Below are 17,536 nucleotides of genomic sequence, written 5' to 3'. Positions count from 1 at the left end.
GGGTTGCAATGTCGCCCGGTCGCACATCCCTTGCAAGCGCGCAATGCTGCCACGCGGTAAAATGGTGAATACGGATTGTGCGACGCAAAATTCCGGTGGACGCGGACGGGTCGGGCAGCGCGCTTCCACACGGGAACTCCGAAAGTCGAATGCCTAAAGTCTTATTGGGTCGCATTTCAACGCAATGTTAGCGTGCACCTCGACGCTCCCTGCAGTGGCTGGCGTAGTTCAGCGCAGCGAGCGAGACGGTCAAGAACTGACCCGCAGCAAAATTATTGCAGCAACGCATTTGGGGAGCGATTCACACATGTCTACGATGGCAGCTACATCCGCGAAGTCCGCGGGGATGACGAAGGACGAACGTTTCGTCATCTTCGCTTCCTCGCTCGGCACCGTGTTCGAATGGTACGATTTCTATCTGTTCGGCTCGCTCGCCGGCGTCATTGGCGCGCAGTTCTTCGGCGTCATCGATCCCGCCACCGGCCAGCCGATGTTCAACCAGGCGACCCGCGACATTTTCGCGCTGCTCGCTTTCGCCGCCGGCTTCATCGTCCGCCCGTTCGGCGCCATCGTGTTCGGTCGTGTCGGCGACATCGTCGGTCGTAAATATACGTTCCTCGTCACCATCCTGATCATGGGCCTATCGACCTTCATCGTCGGAATCCTGCCCAATGCGGCCACCATCGGCATTGCCGCTCCGATCATCCTGATCATTCTGCGCCTGCTGCAGGGCCTCGCGCTCGGCGGTGAATATGGTGGTGCGGCGACCTATGTGGCGGAGCATTCGCCGCACGGGAAGCGCGGCTACTACACGTCGTTCATTCAGACCACGGCGACACTCGGCCTGTTCCTATCATTGCTGGTGATCCTGTTCACCCGCTCGGCACTGGGCGAGCCTGAATTCGCCAAGTGGGGCTGGCGTATTCCGTTCCTGGTCTCGGTGGTGCTGCTCGGCATCTCGGTCTGGATCCGTCTGCGCCTGAACGAATCGCCGGTCTTCCAGAAGATGAAGGACGAGGGCAAGACCTCGAAGGCGCCGCTCACCGAAGCCTTCGGCAACTGGAGCAACGCCAAGCTCGTTCTCATCGCCCTGCTCGGCGGCGTGATGGGCCAGGGCGTGGTCTGGTACACCGGCCAGTTCTACGCACTGTTCTTCATGCAATCGATCCTGAAGGTCGATGGCTACACCGCCAACCTCCTGATCGCATGGTCGCTACTGCTCGGCACCGGCTTCTTCATCTTCTGGGGTGCCCTGTCCGACAAGGTCGGCCGCAAGCCGATCATCCTGGCAGGCTGCCTCATCGCGGCACTGACCTTCTTCCCGATCTTCCGCATGATCACGACCAATGCCAATCCGACGCTGGAAAAGGCGATCGAGACCGTCAAGGTCGAGGTCGTGTCCGATCCCGCCCAGTGCGGCGATCTGTTCAACCCGGTCGGCACCCGCGTCTTCACCAAGCCTTGCGATACGGCCCGCGCCTATCTCGCACAGTCGTCGGTGAAGTACTCGACCGTGTCCGGCCCGGCTGGCTCGCCGGTCAAGGTGATGGTGAACGGCAAGGAGACCCCCTACGTGGATGCCAAGACCTCCAACCCGGCAGTTCTCGCTGCGGTTCAGGCGGCTGGCTATCCGAAGGCGGGCGACGCGCAGATCATCAAGATGGCGCATCCGTTCGACATCTTCCGCTCGCAGGTCGCGGCTGTGATCGGACTGCTGTTCGTCCTGGTGCTGTTCGTGACCATGGTCTACGGCCCGATCGCAGCGATGCTGGTCGAACTGTTCCCGACCAAGATCCGCTACACCTCCATGTCGCTGCCCTATCACATCGGCAACGGCTGGTTCGGCGGCCTGCTCCCGGCAACCTCCTTCGCCATCGTGGCCTCCACGGGCGATATCTATGCCGGTCTCTGGTATCCGATCATCTTCGCGGCGATCACCGTGGTCATCGGCATCTTCTTCCTGCCGGAAACCAAGGACGTCGATATCTCGCGCTAAGCGAAGTCACGCGAATCACAAAGGCCGCGGAGCAATCCGCGGCCTTTTTGTTTTCCTACTTTCTTCACCTCTCCCCTCCGGGGAGAGGTCGTCCGGCGAAGCCGGGCGGGTGAGGGGGCATCCACATACGACGCCGCCCGCGGCTCCCCCTCACCCGCGCGTAAGAACGCGCGACCTCTCCCCGGAGGGGAGAGGTGAAGCACAGTCGGAGCTACCCCGCCTTCCCCACGAATTGCAGCACCACCTCCCGCATATGCGGTCGGGCGCGGTGTTCGATCAGATAGATGCCTTGCCACGTTCCCAGCGCCATGCGCCCCGCCATCACGGGCACATGGAGCGAGGTCGCGGTCAGCATGGTGCGCACATGGGCGGGCATGTCGTCCGGTCCTTCGGTGTCATGAGTCCAGCTGAACGACTGCGGCGCCAGCCGGTCCAGCACTGTCATCAAATCCGCCAGCACTGACGGATCGGCATTTTCCTGGATCGTCAGCGATGCGGAGGTGTGACGGATGAACACAGTCAGCGCGCCCTCGCGCGCGGCGATCTCCGTCAGGAACTTTGCGGTCTCGCGAGTGATATCGATGAAGCCCATGCCCGATGTTTGAACAGTGAGCATGGATGACGCCACCGTATCGACGGTGACGGCAATGGGCGCGCTGCGCGACATCGATTTAGCGGGCATGACGAGCTTCCAGTCGAGAGGGATGGCGGTGAACCAAGTCGCATGCACGGCGTTCCATCGTCAACGCAACTGGAGGACACCATGATGGGAAAAAGTTCGCGAGACCTGCCCGACGAACCGCGAAAGGACAAAGCGCGCGAGCAGGAGAAAGCTGTCATCAAGGATGCAGACAAAACCGACCAGGCCGACCGCGACCGCGTGCATGGCGACGGCGGCGATATCGGCCTGGACGAGAAGAAGTAAAAGAAAGAGCGCGCTACTGATACATCTCTGCTGTCAGTTGCGCGCGATGCACTTCCTCGCCGTCGGCATTGCGGACCTTGATCGCGAAATGATTGCCGCGGAGTTCCGGCCTGATCTTGTAGATATCCCTCGCAAGTTTTTCAGCGACGTGTTTCGCTGCGCCCTCGTTGCGCAGCTCCTGCCCGGTCTCGTCCGACACGTTTTTGCCATCGACCAGATCGAAGAAAAATCTTGGCATCTGAACTCCTTTCGATTCGTCACATGAAAAAGCCCCGGCATGTGCCGGGGCTTCCCAACCTGAGCGCGATCAGCGCATGCCGGCCGAGCCTGAGCCGCTGCCGGCGGAGTTACTTGGATTGGCCGAACTGTTCGAGCCACTCATCGAATTGCCGTTGTTGCCTGCACCAGCTGCGCCTGCATTGGGCGCGGTGCGCGTGGCCGACGAGCCCGTAGTCATGCCACTGCGATCGGCCTTGCCGTCACGGTTCATCTCCTTCGACGTGCCGTTGTTCTGCTTCATCGTCGAACCGGTCGACGGTGTCGACGAGCCCATCGATCCGGACTGGGCCGCCGCAAATGTCGTCGAAAGCGCGAGAGCGAGCGTGGTGGCGATGATGGTCTTTTTCATGTGTTCCTCACTTCGTTCGTCGTGATGTCAGTGAGGCTAACAACGCGCACCACTGCACGTTCCGAAAATATGCTGAGAGGAATGAGGAACGCGGAGGTGAGTGAGATTGTACCTATGCATTCCATCAGCGAAGGCACTCGGCAACCTCTCCCTACGCAAGATGCGGGGAGAGGTTAAGAAGCGTCGTTACATCTGGGCAGCCTAGATCTTCCCGCCATAATCGCGCTGCAGCCGCCCGGCCATCTCCACCAGTCGTCGCCATGCATTCTCAACCACGGACATTGCGCGATCCATGTCCTGGTCGCTCGGCAGCGGGATCTCGATCTTGCGCTCGCCGTTCGGGGCCTCCTTGAGCTTCGGCGACAGATCACTCTTACCAGCCACGCCTTGCTCAGCCAGACGCGCCTTCAGCGCCTCATTGTCTTTCTGCAACCGTCCGATTTCGGCATCGAGCGCCGCGCGCTCATCCGGCACCACGCGGCAGGCCCAGCCGCTGCCGCTATCGGTGCAGGTCGATACGGCGCCCGTGCGCGTGTCGAGGCGCACAACGCCGTCTTTCACCGCCGACAATGTGTAGCGGCCGTTGTCGCTATCGGGCAGCGACTGCGCGGAGGCGCTGGCGATGGTCGCGAACAAGAGAGTTACTGCAAGTGTAGTTCTCATCACCATGCTCCGAACCAAGACTGTGCCGTAGGGCGGATGAGCCGAAGGCGTAATCCGCCGACCGACTTATCACGTAGCTCCGCGGCGGATTACGCTACGCTAATCCGCCCTACGTCCGAGCTTATGGTTGCTTGAACGGCGCGCGTCCTGACTTCAACGCGTCACCCAGCAACTCGATCCGGTCCTGGCCCCAGAACACTTCGCCATTCAGCACGTAAGCCGGCGAACCGAACACGTCGCCTGCCTGCGCGTCTTTCTGATTCTGCTCATACTTCGCCGAGATCTCTGCCGAGGGCGAGCGTTCGACCAGCTGCCTGCCGGGCAGGCCTGCCTCGTCAGCAAGACGTGTCAGCACGGCTGCATCGGCGAGATTATCTTCTTTCTCCCACACCGCCGCATAGGCCTTGCGGAGGAAGGCGTCGGGATCGTGTCCGGCTTCCAGCGCGGCCAGCACAACACCGTCGGCCAGCCGCCCGTCGAACGGCCAGTTCTTCGGCTGCAGCTTGAAATCGAGGCCGCGCTTCTCGCGCCAGCGTTGCAGTTCGAGGAAACGATAGCGCTGCCGTACGGGATGCCGCTTGCCGAGCGGCAGGCCGCCGGTCTCGGCGAACAGCTCGCCCAAGAAAACCGGCTTGTAGTTGACCTTCAGATCATAGGTTTTCACCAGATCCATGAAGGGCTTATGGCCGATATAGGCCCATGGCGAGGGGAGTGAAAAATAGTAATCGATGGATTGGGACATGAAGGCTCCGGCGGATCAAACAACACCGTGAGCGTAGCCCGGATGGAGCGACTTGTCCGCCGTAGCTTGAAAAGCGAAGGCGGAAGCGCAATCCGGGGACCGGCGTTTCGACCGTCTCTCTTGTCCCTGGATTTCGCTGCGCTCCATCCAGGCTACGATCTGCTTCGACCCGCGCTCTAGATCATGTTGAAAGTCGCTCCCGCGCTGCGTCACCGCCGCGCAGCGGGAAACCAATTTCGCCAATAAAATCAAATGAATCAAAGCACTAAGCAGCGATCAGCGAATCTTGACTTGGCATGAGGCGCTAAGTATGGTCCGCGCGGCTTTAGAGGGCGACGGGGCGTTATTTTCCGGGGATTGCAGCATTTTTCGGGTGTCGGAATATGACTAACGGCACTGGAAAACATGGCGGCGAACACGGCAGTGGCGGTTCACCTGACCCCGATGAAGCTGCGCTTTCCGCACGGCTCGGAAGCCTCAATGACCGACTGTCCAGAACCCTGGATGATCGCAAGTTGCAGGCCGATCAGTCTGACGGTGGAAGCGGAAATCCGCAGGCCAGGGCGTCCGCCATGGCTGTCGGGCTCCGCCTCTCGTCGGAATTGGTCGCGGGTGTCGTCGTCGGGACGATCCTGGGCTGGCTCTTTGATCGTCTGCTGTCGACATCACCCTGGGGACTCATCGTCTTCATGCTGCTCGGCTTCGTTGCCGGCGTGATGAATGTGATGCGGTCGGCTGGCGTCGGGAAGAAGCCGTAACTGAATTTCGTGCGCCTCGCGGCGCAGCACGTCGATTGCCGGGCTCCCCGGCGGGGAAACGCCGGATCTTCCGGCCGAGATGAAAGACCGAGCTGGATGGCCGATCCGATCCACCAATTTGAGATCCAGAAGATCTTCACCCTGGGCCATATCGGCAACCAGGAAATCGCTTTCACCAATTCCTCGGCTTACATGTTCGCCGCCGTCGCCGTGGTTTCGGTGCTGATGCTCGGCGGCAGCGCCGGCCGTCACCTGGTCCCGACGCGCTTCCAGTCGATGGCGGAACTGTCCTACGAGTTTGTCGCCAACACGCTGAAAAGCAGCATCGGCGAAGAAGGCATGCGCTTCTTCCCGCTCGTGTTCTCGCTCTTCATGTTCATTCTTACCGCGAACATGATCGGCATCATTCCCTACACCTTCACCACCACCAGCCACCTGATCGTTACGGTCGCCCTGGCACTGCTGGTGTTCCTGACGGTGTTCATCTACGGCATCTACAAGAACGGCCTGAAGTTCTTCAAACTCTTCGTCCCTCACGGCATTCCGATCTACATCCTGCCGCTGATCATGGTGATCGAAGTCATCTCCTTCCTCTCCCGTCCGGTTTCGCATTCGGTGCGTCTGTTCGCCAACATGCTCGCCGGCCACATCACCCTGAAGGTGTTCGCGGGCTTCGTGACCTCGCTCAGCGCGCTCGGTGCCGTCGGCGCCGCCGGTGCACTGCTGCCGCTGGCCATGACCACGGCGCTGACCGGCCTCGAACTGCTCGTTGCCTTCCTGCAGGCCTACGTCTTCACGATCCTGACCTGCATTTATCTCAACGACGCCCTTCACCCCGGCCACTAAGGCCGGGTGCGAAATCCACCCTCAACCGACTTTCTCTAATCTACCTATCCAAGAAGGAGTTTTACCATGGATCCCATCGCAGCTAAGTACATCGGTGCCGGTATCGCTTGCCTCGGCATGGGCGGCGCAGGCATCGGCGTCGGCATGATCTTCTCGCAGTTCCTGAACGGCGCGCTGCGCAATCCGTCGGCTTCGCAGGGCCAGTTCGCGAACCTGATCTTCGGCTTCGCCGTGACCGAAGCGCTCGGCATCTTCTCGCTGCTGATCGCTCTGCTGCTGCTGTTCGCCGTCTAAGCTGACACCTGATCAGACTGCGCGTCTCCGATAATCGGGGGCGCGCATTCGATCGAAAAGGAGACGGCTGTGGCGCAAGGTCAGAGCACATCCCATACCCAGGCCGATGGCGGGCACAAGGCTTCGTTCCCGCCCTTCGAAAGCAGCACCTTTGCTTCACAGCTGGTGTCGCTCGCGATTGCTTTCGGTCTGCTCTATCTGATCGTTTCGCGTCTGGCTCTGCCGCGCGTTGGCGGCATTCTCGCCGCCCGTAAGCAGGTTCTCGACACCGACCTGGCTGAAGCTGCGAAGCTGAAGGCCGATTCCGACGCCGCGCTGAAGTCTTACGAGACCGAACTCGCCAATGCCCGCGCCAAGGCGCAGGCGATGGCCAGCGAAGTCCGTGAGAAGCTCAATGCGGAACAGGATGCGGCCAAGGCCAAGCTCGAAGAGAGCCTGAACGCCAAGCTCGCATCGGCGGAACAGACCATCGCTTCGACCCGCGCGACGGCGATGAGCAACGTCCGCGGCATCGCTTCGGATACGGCTTCTGCCATCGTCGAGCGTCTCACCGGCGTGACGCCGGATGCAGGCGCCGTCAACGCCGCGCTCGACGCGTCGCTGAAAGGATAAACGATGTTCGGTTTGCAAGCTGAATTCTGGGTTGCCGTAGCGTTCTTCCTGCTGCTCGCGCTGTTCGGTTATATGGGCGTTCATCGCACCATCCTGACCGCGCTCGATCATCGCCGTGACCGCATCAAGCAGGATCTCGACGATGCCCGTCGCCTGCGCGATGAGGCCGCTGCTCTGCTCGCGGACTATAAGAAGCGTCATGCTTCGGCGGAACGCGAAGCGCAGGACATCATCACATCTGCCAAGGAAGAAGCCGAACGTATCGCGGCCGAAGCCAAGGTGAAGATGGAAGATTTCGTCGCCCGCCGCACCAAGGCCGCAGAGAGCAAGATCGCGATGGCGGAAGCCCAGGCTCTCGCCGACGTCCGCGCCGCTGCTGCCGAAGCCGCTGTGACTGCCGCCACCCAGGTGCTGTCGCAGTCGGTGAAGGGTGGCGTCGCTGACAGCCTGATCGAAAAAGGCATCGGCGAAGTCCGCGCGAAGCTGAACTAAGCGAAACGATCCAACACAACAAAAGCCGGCGCGATGATCTCGCGCCGGCTTTTTCGTTTTTGCTCGGTCCGTAGCCCGGATGAAGCGTAGCGCAATCCGGGAATCGTCGCTTCAACGGCCTCTATAGTCCCTGGATTTCGCCTCGCTCCATCCAGGCTACACCAGCCTCACCGTCGTTTGCGCACCGGGGCTTGCGGCTTCAAAGCCTGCGGATCGAAGCCGATATAGAACACGTAGGAATCATTGGCATCGGGCGTGGGCGCGGGATAGCCGAAGTCTTCGCCGACCAGGCTGTATTCCACATTGCCCTGGCCATTGAGCGACACCGTCGTCGTGAACACCTTGGTGGCGACCGTCTTCGGATTAACGCCCTCCTGCACGACGGCAATGCGCAGCGGCACCTGCACTGTCTCCGGCGCGCCGGCTGGCCCCACGATGATGCGCCCCTGCACGCCGAGCTTCACATTGACCTGACCGTTGACCAGATCACAGGACCGCGCCGTACGGGTGATGGTCGCCTGATAAGCGAGGTCGTTGCCGACCGCCGGCTTGCCTTGCGCTCCCATAGCGAAGGTCGAGGCGCCCGGACGGATGGAAACGCTCGGACAGGTCAAGTCGCCGGTCGGATCCGGTGGCGCAGTCTGACCCGGCGCCTGGCTGTTGGACCCGAACAACTGGCTGAAGCGATCGCCGAAAGACGGGCTGCTGCCGCTACTGCTGGTCGCCCCGCTGCTGAACAGGCTGCCGCCGCCGCAACCGGCCAGCGAAAGGCTCGCCGCGGTAATCACGAGCGCGTTGCGAAGCATGCGCGAGTCGCGCGTCAGCCTGGGACGAAAGTGTGACATGGTGAAATTTCCCCGGATCGTCAGATAGTTGGCTCCGCCCTCACCCCTGAGGCGACGCCAGCGGCCTTATAACAGCGGAATGGCGGCAATCCAAAGGCCGCAGAGCCGCACCAGGCGGCCCGGACGGCAGATGCTTAACCGCGGAAATCCTCGTGCAGCATCCCGAACAGCAGGTGATCCTGCCAGACGCCATTGATGCACAGATACCGCCGCGCCAGCCCCTCGCGGGTGAAACCGCATTTCTCCAGCACCCGCACCGACGGCGTATTGGTGGGAATGCAGGCTGCCTCGACGCGATGCAGGTTGAGCTCGCCAAACAAGGTTGGCACCAGCACCCGCAGCGCCGTGGTCATCACGCCCTGCCCGGTGAATTGCTGGCCGACCCAATAGCCGATGGTCCCCGCCTGCACGATGCCACGCCGGACATTGGCCAGCGTAATGCCGCCGACCAGCGTGTCATCCGATTCGCGAAACACCAGAAACGGATAGGCGCGATCCGCCGAGACGTCCTCGGCATAACGCCGTAATCGCCGGCGAAAGCCGGATCGGGTGAGATCGTCGGACGGCCAGATCGGCTCCCAGGGCGTGAGATAGGCGCGGCTGCGCTCGCGCAGATCCGCCCATTGCGGGAAATCGCCCATCACGGGCGCGCGCAGCGACAGCCCGTAGCCGCGCGGCGCCAGCGCGGCCGGCGCACTCATGGGGAGCCGAAACAGAGCCATCAGGTCACTCTCCGACGCGGAGCTGCGGGACACTTAGTGTAGCAGCGTCTTGTCCCGTACGCCGGTCAATCCTTCCGCAAAAGCCACCGCCGTGTCCAGCCCCCGGCCACCGCCGAGGGCGGCCACCGCAGGCCGGCTGCGGGTGAGCAGGCCACGCGCGGCATCGCGGGCGGACTCCACGCTAACGGCATCAATGCGCTGGATCAGCTCTTCCGCCGTGAGCGGGCGGCCATAGGCCAGCATGTGTCGCGCCAGCTGTTCGGCGCGCGAGCTGCAGCTTTCCAGCGCCATCAGCAGGCCGGCCTTCATCTGCGCCTTGGCGCGGGCGATCTCGGCTTCGGTCAGCGTCTCCACGGATTCGCGGATGATATCGACGATGACTTCCATCATCTCCGGCGCATCATTCGGATCGGTGCCCGTATAGAGGCCGAAGAAGCCGGTGTCGCTATAGGGCGCGTGGAAGGAATAGATCGAATAGCAAAGGCCGCGCTTCTCGCGGACTTCCTGGAACAGCCGCGAAGACATGCCGCCGCCCAGGATATTCGTGAACACCTGCAGGCTGAACAATTCCTGATGCGCCTGCGGCAGGCCTTCGAGCGCCAGCGTCAGATGCGCCTGTTCGAGATCGCGATGCACGACCTTGGAGCCACCCTTGCCGAACGATGCCGGTTGCGGCTTCGGCCCTGCGGTGCCCTCGAAGCTGGCGAAATGCTTGTGCGCCTCAGCCACGACCTGGCGATGGTTCACCGCGCCGGTGGCTGCGATCACCATGTCCGGGCCGCGATAATGCGTGGAGAGATAGTTCTGCAGCATGTCCCGGTCGAAGCCCTTGAGGGTCTTCGCGGTGCCGAGCAGCGACCGGCCCATGGGCTGGTCGGGATAGCAGAGCTCGTTGAGATGCTCGAACACGACATCGTCCGGCGTGTCCTGCGCAGCACCGATCTCCTGCACGATGACGCTCTTCTCGCGTTCCAGCTCTTCCGGCTCGAATGTCGGATTGGCGAGAATGTCGCTCAGCACTTCGAGGCCGAGCGGCACATCCGCCTTCAGCACGCGAGCATAGAAAGCCGTGGTCTCGGTGGAAGTCGCCGCATTGAGATCGCCGCCGACGGCCTCGATCTCTTCGACGATCTGCCGCGATGAGCGCGTCTTGGTGCCCTTGAAGGCCATGTGTTCGAGCAGATGCGAGATGCCATGCTCGTTCGGCTTCTCGTCGCGGCCGCCGACGCCGGCCCAGACACCGAGTGCCGCGGTTTCGAGATGCGGCATGGAATCGGTGACGACCGTGAGGCCCGAGGGCAGCTTGGTGACTTCGACGGCCATCAGGCAGCTCCCTGCTTCGCAGCGCGGCTGACCGAGCGCACGAATTGTTCGATCTCGCTTTGGTCGTTCTTCACGACCTTGATCGCCTCAGGCTTGGTCATCAGCTCGCCGAGATAGGCCGGCAGATCCGGCCGCTTGCCGCAGGCGGCTTCCACCGCATCCGGGAATTTCGCGGCATGCGCGGTGGACAGCACGATATTCGGCACGTGCATTTCGGTGGTGTCGCGATCGGCGACGGCGAGCGCAACTGCGGTATGCGGATCGATCAGGTCGCCGCTTTCGCGCCAGGCGGTGCGAATGGTGGCGGCGGTCTCGTCCTCATCGGCACGGCCGGATTCGAAATCGCCGCGGATCGCGGTGAGCAGTTTCTCCGGCAGCACAAAGCGGCCCGACTGCTTCAGCGAATCCATCAGCCCGCGCACCAGTGCGGAATCGCGGCCGGAGGCCTCGAACAGCAGGCGTTCGAAATTCGACGAGACCTGGATGTCCATCGACGGCGACGACGAGGCATGAACCTCACGCACTTCGTAGATACCGGTCTTCAGCGTGCGATCGAGGATGTCGTTGACGTTGGCTGCCACGCGCAGCTTGCGCACCGGCAGGCCCATGCGCTTGGCGACGTAGCCGGCAAAAATGTCGCCGAAATTTCCGGTCGGAACGGTGAAATCCACCGCGCGGCCGGGCGCGCCGACAGCGACAGCCGAGGTGAAGTAATAGACGACCTGCGCGACGATGCGGGCCCAGTTGATGGAATTCACGCCCGATAGCGACACGGCATCGCGGAAGGCGTGATGATTGAACAGGCCCTTCACGATGGCCTGGCAATCGTCGAAATGCCCCTCAACAGCGAGCGCATGGACATTCGATGCGCCGGTCGTGGTCATCATGCGGCGCTGAACGTCGGAGATGCGGCCATTCGGGAACAGCACGATGAGATCGACATTGTCGCGGCCGGCAAAGGCATCGACGGCAGCGCCGCCGGTGTCGCCGGAGGTTGCGACCACGATGGTGGTGCGCTCGTTACGCTTGGCGAGGACATGATCCATCAGCCGAGCGATGAGCTGCATCGCGACGTCCTTGAAGGCCAGCGTCGGGCCATGGAAGAGCTCCAGCACGAACTGGTTCGGCGCGCTCTGGTCGAGCGGCACCACCGCGGGATGGCGGAAGGTGGCATAGGCCTCATTGGCCATGCGGCCGAGATCCTCGTCGGAAATCTCGCCGGCCACGAAGGGGCGGATCACCTCGACCGCGACTTCCCAATAGGGCCGGCCGAACAGCGACGCGATGGTGTCGGCAGAGAGCTGCGGCCAGACCTCGGGAATGTAGAGACCACCGTCCCGGGCAAGGCCGGTCAGCATGACATCGCAGAAGCCGAGTTTCGGGGCCTCACCCCGCGTCGAGATATAGGTCGTCAAGGCGTCCTCCAAAGGCGCGGGCTACCCGCCAAGCCTTTGATCTGAAAGAGGTTAACACTTCGGTCGGATGGAAACGAAGGCGCACCATAATGGGTTTCGGGCGCGAGGGGAAATGCGTTCGCCAAGGCCCGATCTTGTTTATGTACGGAAATTCCCGTACATAAAGCCATCAGGAGGCAGCCATGTTGCCGCATCAGAGAGACGTTGCCGCCAAGGGCGCCAAGACAGCGCGGATGGAGCAGCGGACGACACCACAGACCAAAGAACTGATCGAACAAGCAGCGACGCTGCTTGGCATCAATCCGTCTGAATTCATGATCGCTGCGGCAGTGCGCGCCGCGCGCGAGACGGTGGCGAGCCAGGAGCGCACCGTGCTGACGCCGGCGTCGCACGCTGCCTTCATGCAGGCGCTGGATGCGACAGAACCGACGGCGAAGCTGCGTGAGCTGATGCAAATGCACGCGGAGGTCATTGCATCGAAATGATCGACCGCGCCTTCCTCGCGCGTTTGCGAATCGAGCCGCTCGACCGCAGCAGGCACGAGAGGGCGGGCTTTCATTGTGGCGTCGATCGTGTTGATAATTTCCTGACCAACACTGCGGCGCGCCAGCAGGATAACGACCTGACACGGGTCTATGTCGCATGCCTCGATCAATCCGATGCAGTCATCGGATATTACGCACTCAACGCCCATGCGATTGATGCAGCTTCGCTGCCGCAGGCTATGGCGAAGAAACTTCCGAACTACCCGACGATCGCCGCCATCTACCTGTCAATCATCGGCTTTCATCGCGACCACCAAGGTAAAGGCGGCGGTGGCTTTCTCATGGCGGACGCGTTCCGTCGCTGTGTGCAGGTGGCCGACGTCGTTGGCGCCCACTTCCTCGTGCTCGATGCGCTGAACGAGCGCGCCGCGAAGCTCTATCGCGAACTTGGCTTCATCGACCTACCCGACCACGAGCCACGCATGATCATCGGGATGAAGGCCATTCGCGAAGCTTTGTAGGGTGGGCAAAGCGAAGCGTGCCCACCCTGATCTGCTGGTCACGCGAAGGTGGGCGCGGCGCAAGTACGCCTTTGCCCACCCTACGGGACTACACGGCAGCGCGCCGCTGTCTTGCCCACACCCCGAACGCGATCATCACCGCCGCCGCCAGGCTGAACCAGGTGATGGCGTATTGCATGTGGTTGTCCTTAAGGCGGACCTCCAGCGGGCCGGGCTTGGGGATCCCGTTCGCCGGTACCGGACTTTCCAGATCCACATAGAAGGGCGCGACGTCGCCCCAGCCGAGGGCACTGGCCATGGCGCGCTGGTCGCGGTTGAACCAGAGGCGTTTTGAAACATCGTCATGCGGGGTCAGCGTGCCCGCCGTTTCGGGATAGCGGAGATAGCCGGTCATGGTCACCGGCACGCCGGTGATGAGCGTCTTGGCCACACGGTCCTGCTGGGCGCGGTCCTGCATGGTGTTCTGAACGAAGCCGGCATTGATCACGACCGTCGCGCCATTCGGGAGCGCGGCGGGTAGGAAAGCCCAAGTAACTGCGCCGGGGACATCCGGCCGCACGCCGGAACCGGAGCTGTAGACCATGGCGTCTGGCTGCGGCTTGTAGGTGGCGGTGAAGGTGACGCGGCGGAATTCGTCAGTCGCGGCGCTCATCGCGCGCCAACGATCGGACGATGGCAACGCGACCGGCGCCTCTGCTAGTCGTGCATCGAGGGCTGCGATCAATGCGTGCTTCTCGGTGCGGCGCTGCAGCTGCCAGAAGCCGAGACTCAGCAACGTGGCGACGATAATCAGCGTGGCAATGCCGAAACCGGTGATGCTGCGCCGGCGCGCGGTGACGTCATTCATGGGGCTTGCGCGCGATCAACTGGCCTTCACTGGCCTTGTGGTGGAATTGCAGGGCGATCAGCAGCGACTTCATAGCGCGCAGCGGTAGCAGCGTGGTCGCGAGAATCAATGGCAGCCAGAGCGCGGCGTGCAGCCAGAACGGGGGCTGGTATTTCACTTCGACGATCAGGGCGGCGCCGACCACGATGGCACCGGCGATCATGATGATGAAGATGGCCGGGCCGTCACCGGTGTCGATGAAGCTGTAGTCGAGATCGCAGCGCTCGCAGCGTGGGCGCAGGGTGACGAAGCCACCATAGAGCCTGCCCTCACCGCAGCGCGGGCATTTGCAGGCGAGGCCGCGGGTGATGGTTTGGGTGAGTGGGATTTTGGCCGGAGCTTCTTCGATCATGCTCTCTTCCTTCCTTCTCCCCAAGCACAGCGAAGCTGTGCAGGGTGGGAGAAGGTGGCTTCGCGTAGCGAAGACGGATGAGGGGTACGGCCAGGCTCGGAGCTTGTGGCCACCCCTCACCCGTCTGCGCGCTAAGAAGCGCGCATCCACCCTCTCCCACAAGGGGAGAGGGAAGAAAAGCAAAAGGGCGACCTTGCGGCCGCCCTTTGAAGCATCAGCGTTGGCCGATCAATGCGCGGCAGCGCCGGCGATGACGCCGCCATAGCCCCAGACATAGATCGTGACGAACAGGAACAGCCAGACCACGTCCACGAAGTGCCAGTACCAGGCGGCAAACTCGAAGCCGAGATGCTGCTTCGGCGTGAAGTGGCCGGCATAGACGCGGAACAGACAGACGATCAGGAAGATGGTGCCGACCAGAACATGGAAGCCGTGGAAGCCGGTCGCCATGAAGAAGGTCGCGCCATAGACGTGGCCTTTGAAAGCGAAGGCCGCGTGGCTGTATTCATAAGCCTGTACGAAGGAGAACAGCACGCCGAGGGCGATGGTGACCATCAGGCCGTATTTCAGGCCCTTGCGGTCGCCTTCCAGCAGCGCGTGATGCGCCCAGGTCGCGGTCGTGCCGGAGGTCAGCAGGATCAGCGTGTTGAACAGCGGCAGATGCCAGGGATCGAAGGTCTGAATGTCCTTCGGCGGCCACACGCCACCGAACAACGCTTCACGCGTGGCATGTACGGGATCGGCAGGAAACAGCGAGGCGTTGAAATAGGCCCAGAACCAGGCGACGAAGAACATCACTTCCGAGGCGATGAACAGGATCATGCCGTAGCGGTGATGCAGCTGCACGACGCGGGTGTGATCGCCGCGCTGGGCTTCCTTCACCACATCGGTCCACCAGGCGGCGAAGGTGTAGAGCACGCCGATGGTGCCGATGCCGAACACGAGCGGTGCAGCAGAATACATCTTGTGCATCCAGCTGACCGCGCCCACCGCCATGATGAAGGCGAACAGCGAGCCGACCGCCGGCCACGGCGAGGGATCGACGAGGTGATAGTCGTGATGCTTGGCGTGCGGCGCCGCCTCTACCGATGCCATGTGTCTCTCTCCGTCAGTTGCGCCCGTTGAAGCCGGCGCGCGTTATTTCGATATTATAGCACTTGCTTGAGCATGATCTGATCCGAAAATCGGAAAACCACTTTTCGGGATCATGCTCTAGAGATTGCCCTTGCGCGCGCCGGTCTCCGTTGCCGCTACCGGCTTCGGGGTCTGATCGCGCTGGGGGTAGAACGTGTAGGACAGGGTGATCGAGTTCAGCCCGTCATTCTCGCTGTCGTCAGCGAGCTTCGGATCGACATAGAACACCACTGGCATTTCGCGCTTCTCGCCCGGCCCAAGCGTCTGGTCGGTGAAGCAGAAGCAATTGATCTTCTGGAAATACGCACCGACCGTGAGCGGCGCCACGTTATAGGCGGCCTGGGCGGAGGTGGTGCGGGCGGACTGGTTGGTCACCGTGTAGAAAACCGTCAACACCTCGCCGATGCGGACTTCGACTTCGCTCTGCTCCGGCACGAACTTCCACGGCAGGCCCGGCGCCACATTGGCATCGAAGCGCACGGAAATCTTGCGGCCGATAGGGCCGGATTCCGGCGCGCCGGACGCCACCATGGTAGTGCCGTTGAAGCCGGTGACGCGGCAGAACCAGTTGTAGAACGGGACGGCGGCGTAGGACGCGCCGACCATGAAGGCGACGACCAGACCGCAGATCGAGGCAACGACCGTATCGCGCTTGAGGCGCGGCTTGGTGGCTGGCTGATGGGACTGCGGTTCGGTCATGTCACCTCACTTGCTGTTCATCAAATCAGAGCGGCCGGACGAGAACGGCCGGCCCCTTGACCAAGGTGACGGCGAAGAACAGCACGACGAGAATCCCGAGCGTCCAGGCGATGGCGACCGATCGCTCGCGACGGCTCTTCTTCTGAGCCTCGGTGAGGACGATACCGTCCTGCTTGGCAGGCTCGGGCTGATCAGAATTTCGCTCGGTGTCCATCGGATCATGCGCCCTCTTACCAGATCAGCGGCAGGGCAGCCTTGACGGCCACCTCGAGCAACAAAATGGCGAACAGAGCAAACAGATAGAGGATCGAGAACGCGAACAGCTGACGCGTTGCCTTGGTAGCCGGCTTGCCCTCGCGCAGGCGATAGACCTGCACGGCAAGGAACATCATGCCAGCGCCAAGGATCAGCGAAGCGACGCCATAGACGGCGGAGAAGTAACCGAGCGGCCATGGGGCAACGGCGGTGACCACCAGCACGACCGTATAGAGCAGGATCTGCAGGCGGGTCGCATCGGGACCGGCAACCACCGGCAGCATCGGCACGCCGGCGCGGGTGTAGTCGTCGTTGCGGAACAGCGCCAGTGCCCAGAAATGCGGCGGGGTCCAGAAGAAGATGATCAGGAACAGAAGGATCGGCTCCATCGAGAGCGATCCCGACGCCGCGGCCCAGGCCACGACGGGCGGCAACGCACCGGCAGCACCGCCGATGACGATGTTCTGAGCCGTCCAGCGCTTCAAGCCGATCGTGTAGATGACGACATAGAAGAAGATGGTGAAAGCGAGCAGCGCGCCGGCCAGCCAGTTCACCAGGATGCCCAGCGTCATCACCGAGAAGAAAGCGAGCACGATGCCGAAGGTGAGCGCTTCCGGGCGCGTGATGCGGCCGCGCGGGATCGGACGATTGGCCGTGCGCGTCATCAGCGCATCGATATCGCCCTCATACCACATGTTCAGCGCGCCCGAGGCGCCACCGCCTATGGCGATGCAGAGGATCGAGGTGATGGCCAGCACCGGATGATGATCGCCCGGCGCCAGGAAATAGCCGACCATGGCGGTGAAAACGACCAGCGACATCACCCGCGGCTTCAGCAGCGCGAGATAATCCCGTACACCCGCTTCAGAAATGCGGGGGCCGGACAGGTCGATGGCGTTTTGGTCGAGGACGGACAAGATCGGTCTCACTTCGTGTCACTGGC

24 protein-coding genes are annotated in these 17,536 nt (G+C 62.3%); 9 read left to right on the top strand and 15 right to left on the bottom strand.

Annotation, left to right across the window (positions count from 1 at the left end):
* Nucleotides 1-307: 307 nt before the first annotated feature.
* Nucleotides 308-1,996 (top strand): MFS transporter, encoded by a 1,689-nt coding sequence (locus RPMA_RS03340; protein WP_211911530.1) that lies wholly within the window; start codon nt 308-310, stop codon nt 1,994-1,996.
* 211 nt (nt 1,997-2,207) lie between these two features.
* Here the strand turns inward: RPMA_RS03340 and RPMA_RS03335 are convergent, their stop codons facing one another.
* Nucleotides 2,208-2,678 (bottom strand): secondary thiamine-phosphate synthase enzyme YjbQ, encoded by a 471-nt coding sequence (locus RPMA_RS03335; RefSeq protein ID WP_211911529.1) that lies wholly within the window; start codon nt 2,676-2,678, stop codon nt 2,208-2,210.
* A gap of 81 nt (nt 2,679-2,759) precedes the next feature.
* Between RPMA_RS03335 and RPMA_RS03330 the strand changes: the two genes are divergently transcribed.
* Complete coding sequence (locus RPMA_RS03330) at nt 2,760-2,921, top strand: hypothetical protein (RefSeq protein WP_211911528.1); 162 nt, start codon at nt 2,760-2,762, stop codon at nt 2,919-2,921.
* 13 nt (nt 2,922-2,934) lie between these two features.
* On the opposite strand, the gene RPMA_RS03325 is transcribed toward RPMA_RS03330, so the two are convergent.
* From RPMA_RS03325 to RPMA_RS03310, 4 genes are all read right to left on the bottom strand, one after another.
* Nucleotides 2,935-3,159 (bottom strand): DUF6894 family protein, encoded by a 225-nt coding sequence (locus RPMA_RS03325; RefSeq protein ID WP_211911527.1) that lies wholly within the window; start codon nt 3,157-3,159, stop codon nt 2,935-2,937.
* Nucleotides 3,160-3,228: 69 nt separating this feature from the next.
* Entirely contained in the window at nt 3,229-3,549 is a 321-nt protein-coding gene (locus RPMA_RS03320; protein ID WP_211911526.1) for a hypothetical protein, read from the bottom strand.
* A gap of 201 nt (nt 3,550-3,750) precedes the next feature.
* A complete protein-coding gene (locus RPMA_RS03315) occupies nt 3,751-4,212 on the bottom strand; it encodes a hypothetical protein (protein WP_249225536.1) in 462 nt (153 codons plus the stop codon).
* A 121-nt stretch (nt 4,213-4,333) separates the two neighbouring features.
* Nucleotides 4,334-4,954, bottom strand: coding sequence for a 2-hydroxychromene-2-carboxylate isomerase (locus RPMA_RS03310; protein WP_211911524.1), 621 nt, complete (start codon nt 4,952-4,954; stop codon nt 4,334-4,336).
* Nucleotides 4,955-5,337: 383 nt separating this feature from the next.
* On the opposite strand from RPMA_RS03310, the gene RPMA_RS03305 reads away from it, so the two are divergent.
* The 5 genes from RPMA_RS03305 to RPMA_RS03285 all read left to right on the top strand — a co-directional run bounded on the left by RPMA_RS03305 (nt 5,338) and on the right by RPMA_RS03285 (nt 7,956).
* Nucleotides 5,338-5,712, top strand: a complete 375-nt coding sequence (locus tag RPMA_RS03305; RefSeq protein WP_211911523.1) for an AtpZ/AtpI family protein — start codon at nt 5,338-5,340, stop codon at nt 5,710-5,712.
* A 96-nt stretch (nt 5,713-5,808) separates the two neighbouring features.
* Nucleotides 5,809-6,558: a F0F1 ATP synthase subunit A gene (locus tag RPMA_RS03300; protein ID WP_211911522.1), complete on the top strand. Its 750-nt coding sequence runs from the start codon at nt 5,809-5,811 to the stop codon at nt 6,556-6,558.
* A gap of 66 nt (nt 6,559-6,624) precedes the next feature.
* The gene (locus RPMA_RS03295) at nt 6,625-6,852 is read left to right on the top strand and encodes a F0F1 ATP synthase subunit C (RefSeq protein WP_068732626.1); all 228 of its coding nucleotides are present in this window, start codon (nt 6,625-6,627) and stop codon (nt 6,850-6,852) included.
* Between the two features lie 69 nt (nt 6,853-6,921).
* Complete coding sequence (locus RPMA_RS03290; protein WP_249225535.1) at nt 6,922-7,464, top strand: F0F1 ATP synthase subunit B family protein; 543 nt, start codon at nt 6,922-6,924, stop codon at nt 7,462-7,464.
* A gap of 3 nt (nt 7,465-7,467) precedes the next feature.
* Complete coding sequence (locus RPMA_RS03285) at nt 7,468-7,956, top strand: F0F1 ATP synthase subunit B family protein (protein WP_211911521.1); 489 nt, start codon at nt 7,468-7,470, stop codon at nt 7,954-7,956.
* A gap of 167 nt (nt 7,957-8,123) precedes the next feature.
* Here the strand turns inward: RPMA_RS03285 and RPMA_RS03280 are convergent, their stop codons facing one another.
* The 4 genes from RPMA_RS03280 to thrC form a co-directional block, all read right to left on the bottom strand.
* Nucleotides 8,124-8,801, bottom strand: coding sequence for a hypothetical protein (locus RPMA_RS03280; RefSeq protein ID WP_249225534.1), 678 nt, complete (start codon nt 8,799-8,801; stop codon nt 8,124-8,126).
* 134 nt (nt 8,802-8,935) lie between these two features.
* A complete protein-coding gene (locus RPMA_RS03275) occupies nt 8,936-9,523 on the bottom strand; it encodes a GNAT family N-acetyltransferase (RefSeq protein ID WP_211911520.1) in 588 nt (195 codons plus the stop codon).
* A gap of 33 nt (nt 9,524-9,556) precedes the next feature.
* On the bottom strand, nt 9,557-10,846 hold the full coding sequence (locus tag RPMA_RS03270; protein ID WP_211911519.1) for a M16 family metallopeptidase: 1,290 nt from the start codon (nt 10,844-10,846) through the stop codon (nt 9,557-9,559).
* A complete protein-coding gene (gene thrC, locus RPMA_RS03265; protein ID WP_211911518.1) occupies nt 10,846-12,261 on the bottom strand; it encodes a threonine synthase in 1,416 nt (471 codons plus the stop codon). The genes RPMA_RS03270 and thrC overlap by 1 nt, the downstream gene beginning before the upstream one ends.
* A 182-nt stretch (nt 12,262-12,443) precedes the next feature.
* On the opposite strand from thrC, the gene RPMA_RS03260 reads away from it, so the two are divergent.
* Together RPMA_RS03260 and RPMA_RS03255 are read left to right on the top strand one after the other, a co-directional pair.
* The gene (locus tag RPMA_RS03260) at nt 12,444-12,746 is read left to right on the top strand and encodes a type II toxin-antitoxin system TacA family antitoxin (protein ID WP_211911517.1); all 303 of its coding nucleotides are present in this window, start codon (nt 12,444-12,446) and stop codon (nt 12,744-12,746) included.
* Nucleotides 12,743-13,267, top strand: a complete 525-nt coding sequence (locus RPMA_RS03255; RefSeq protein WP_211911516.1) for a GNAT family N-acetyltransferase — start codon at nt 12,743-12,745, stop codon at nt 13,265-13,267. Before RPMA_RS03260 ends, RPMA_RS03255 begins: the two co-directional genes overlap by 4 nt.
* Nucleotides 13,268-13,355: 88 nt before the next feature.
* Here RPMA_RS03255 and RPMA_RS03250 read toward each other — a convergent pair whose 3' ends face one another.
* From RPMA_RS03250 to RPMA_RS03225, 6 genes are all read right to left on the bottom strand, one after another.
* Nucleotides 13,356-14,114 carry an SURF1 family protein gene (locus tag RPMA_RS03250; protein ID WP_211911515.1) on the bottom strand — a complete coding sequence of 253 codons (759 nt, stop codon included), beginning with the start codon at nt 14,112-14,114 and terminating at the stop codon, nt 13,356-13,358.
* Nucleotides 14,107-14,505 (bottom strand): DUF983 domain-containing protein, encoded by a 399-nt coding sequence (locus tag RPMA_RS03245; protein WP_211911514.1) that lies wholly within the window; start codon nt 14,503-14,505, stop codon nt 14,107-14,109. Before RPMA_RS03245 ends, RPMA_RS03250 begins: the two co-directional genes overlap by 8 nt.
* 228 nt (nt 14,506-14,733) lie before the next feature.
* A complete protein-coding gene (locus RPMA_RS03240) occupies nt 14,734-15,600 on the bottom strand; it encodes a cytochrome c oxidase subunit 3 (RefSeq protein WP_211911513.1) in 867 nt (288 codons plus the stop codon).
* A gap of 117 nt (nt 15,601-15,717) precedes the next feature.
* Nucleotides 15,718-16,338, bottom strand: coding sequence for a cytochrome c oxidase assembly protein (locus tag RPMA_RS03235; RefSeq protein WP_211911512.1), 621 nt, complete (start codon nt 16,336-16,338; stop codon nt 15,718-15,720).
* A gap of 25 nt (nt 16,339-16,363) precedes the next feature.
* Entirely contained in the window at nt 16,364-16,552 is a 189-nt protein-coding gene (locus tag RPMA_RS03230) for a CoxF protein (protein WP_211911511.1), read from the bottom strand.
* 16 nt (nt 16,553-16,568) lie between these two features.
* Complete coding sequence (locus RPMA_RS03225) at nt 16,569-17,510, bottom strand: heme o synthase (RefSeq protein ID WP_211911510.1); 942 nt, start codon at nt 17,508-17,510, stop codon at nt 16,569-16,571.
* Nucleotides 17,511-17,536: the final 26 nt, after the last annotated feature.

The sequence above is a fragment of the Tardiphaga alba genome (assembly GCF_018279705.1).
GTDB lineage: Bacteria > Pseudomonadota > Alphaproteobacteria > Rhizobiales > Xanthobacteraceae > Tardiphaga > Tardiphaga alba.
The sequence above is the reverse complement of the archived record's forward strand: the minus strand, read 5'-3'. Positions and strand labels throughout refer to the sequence as shown.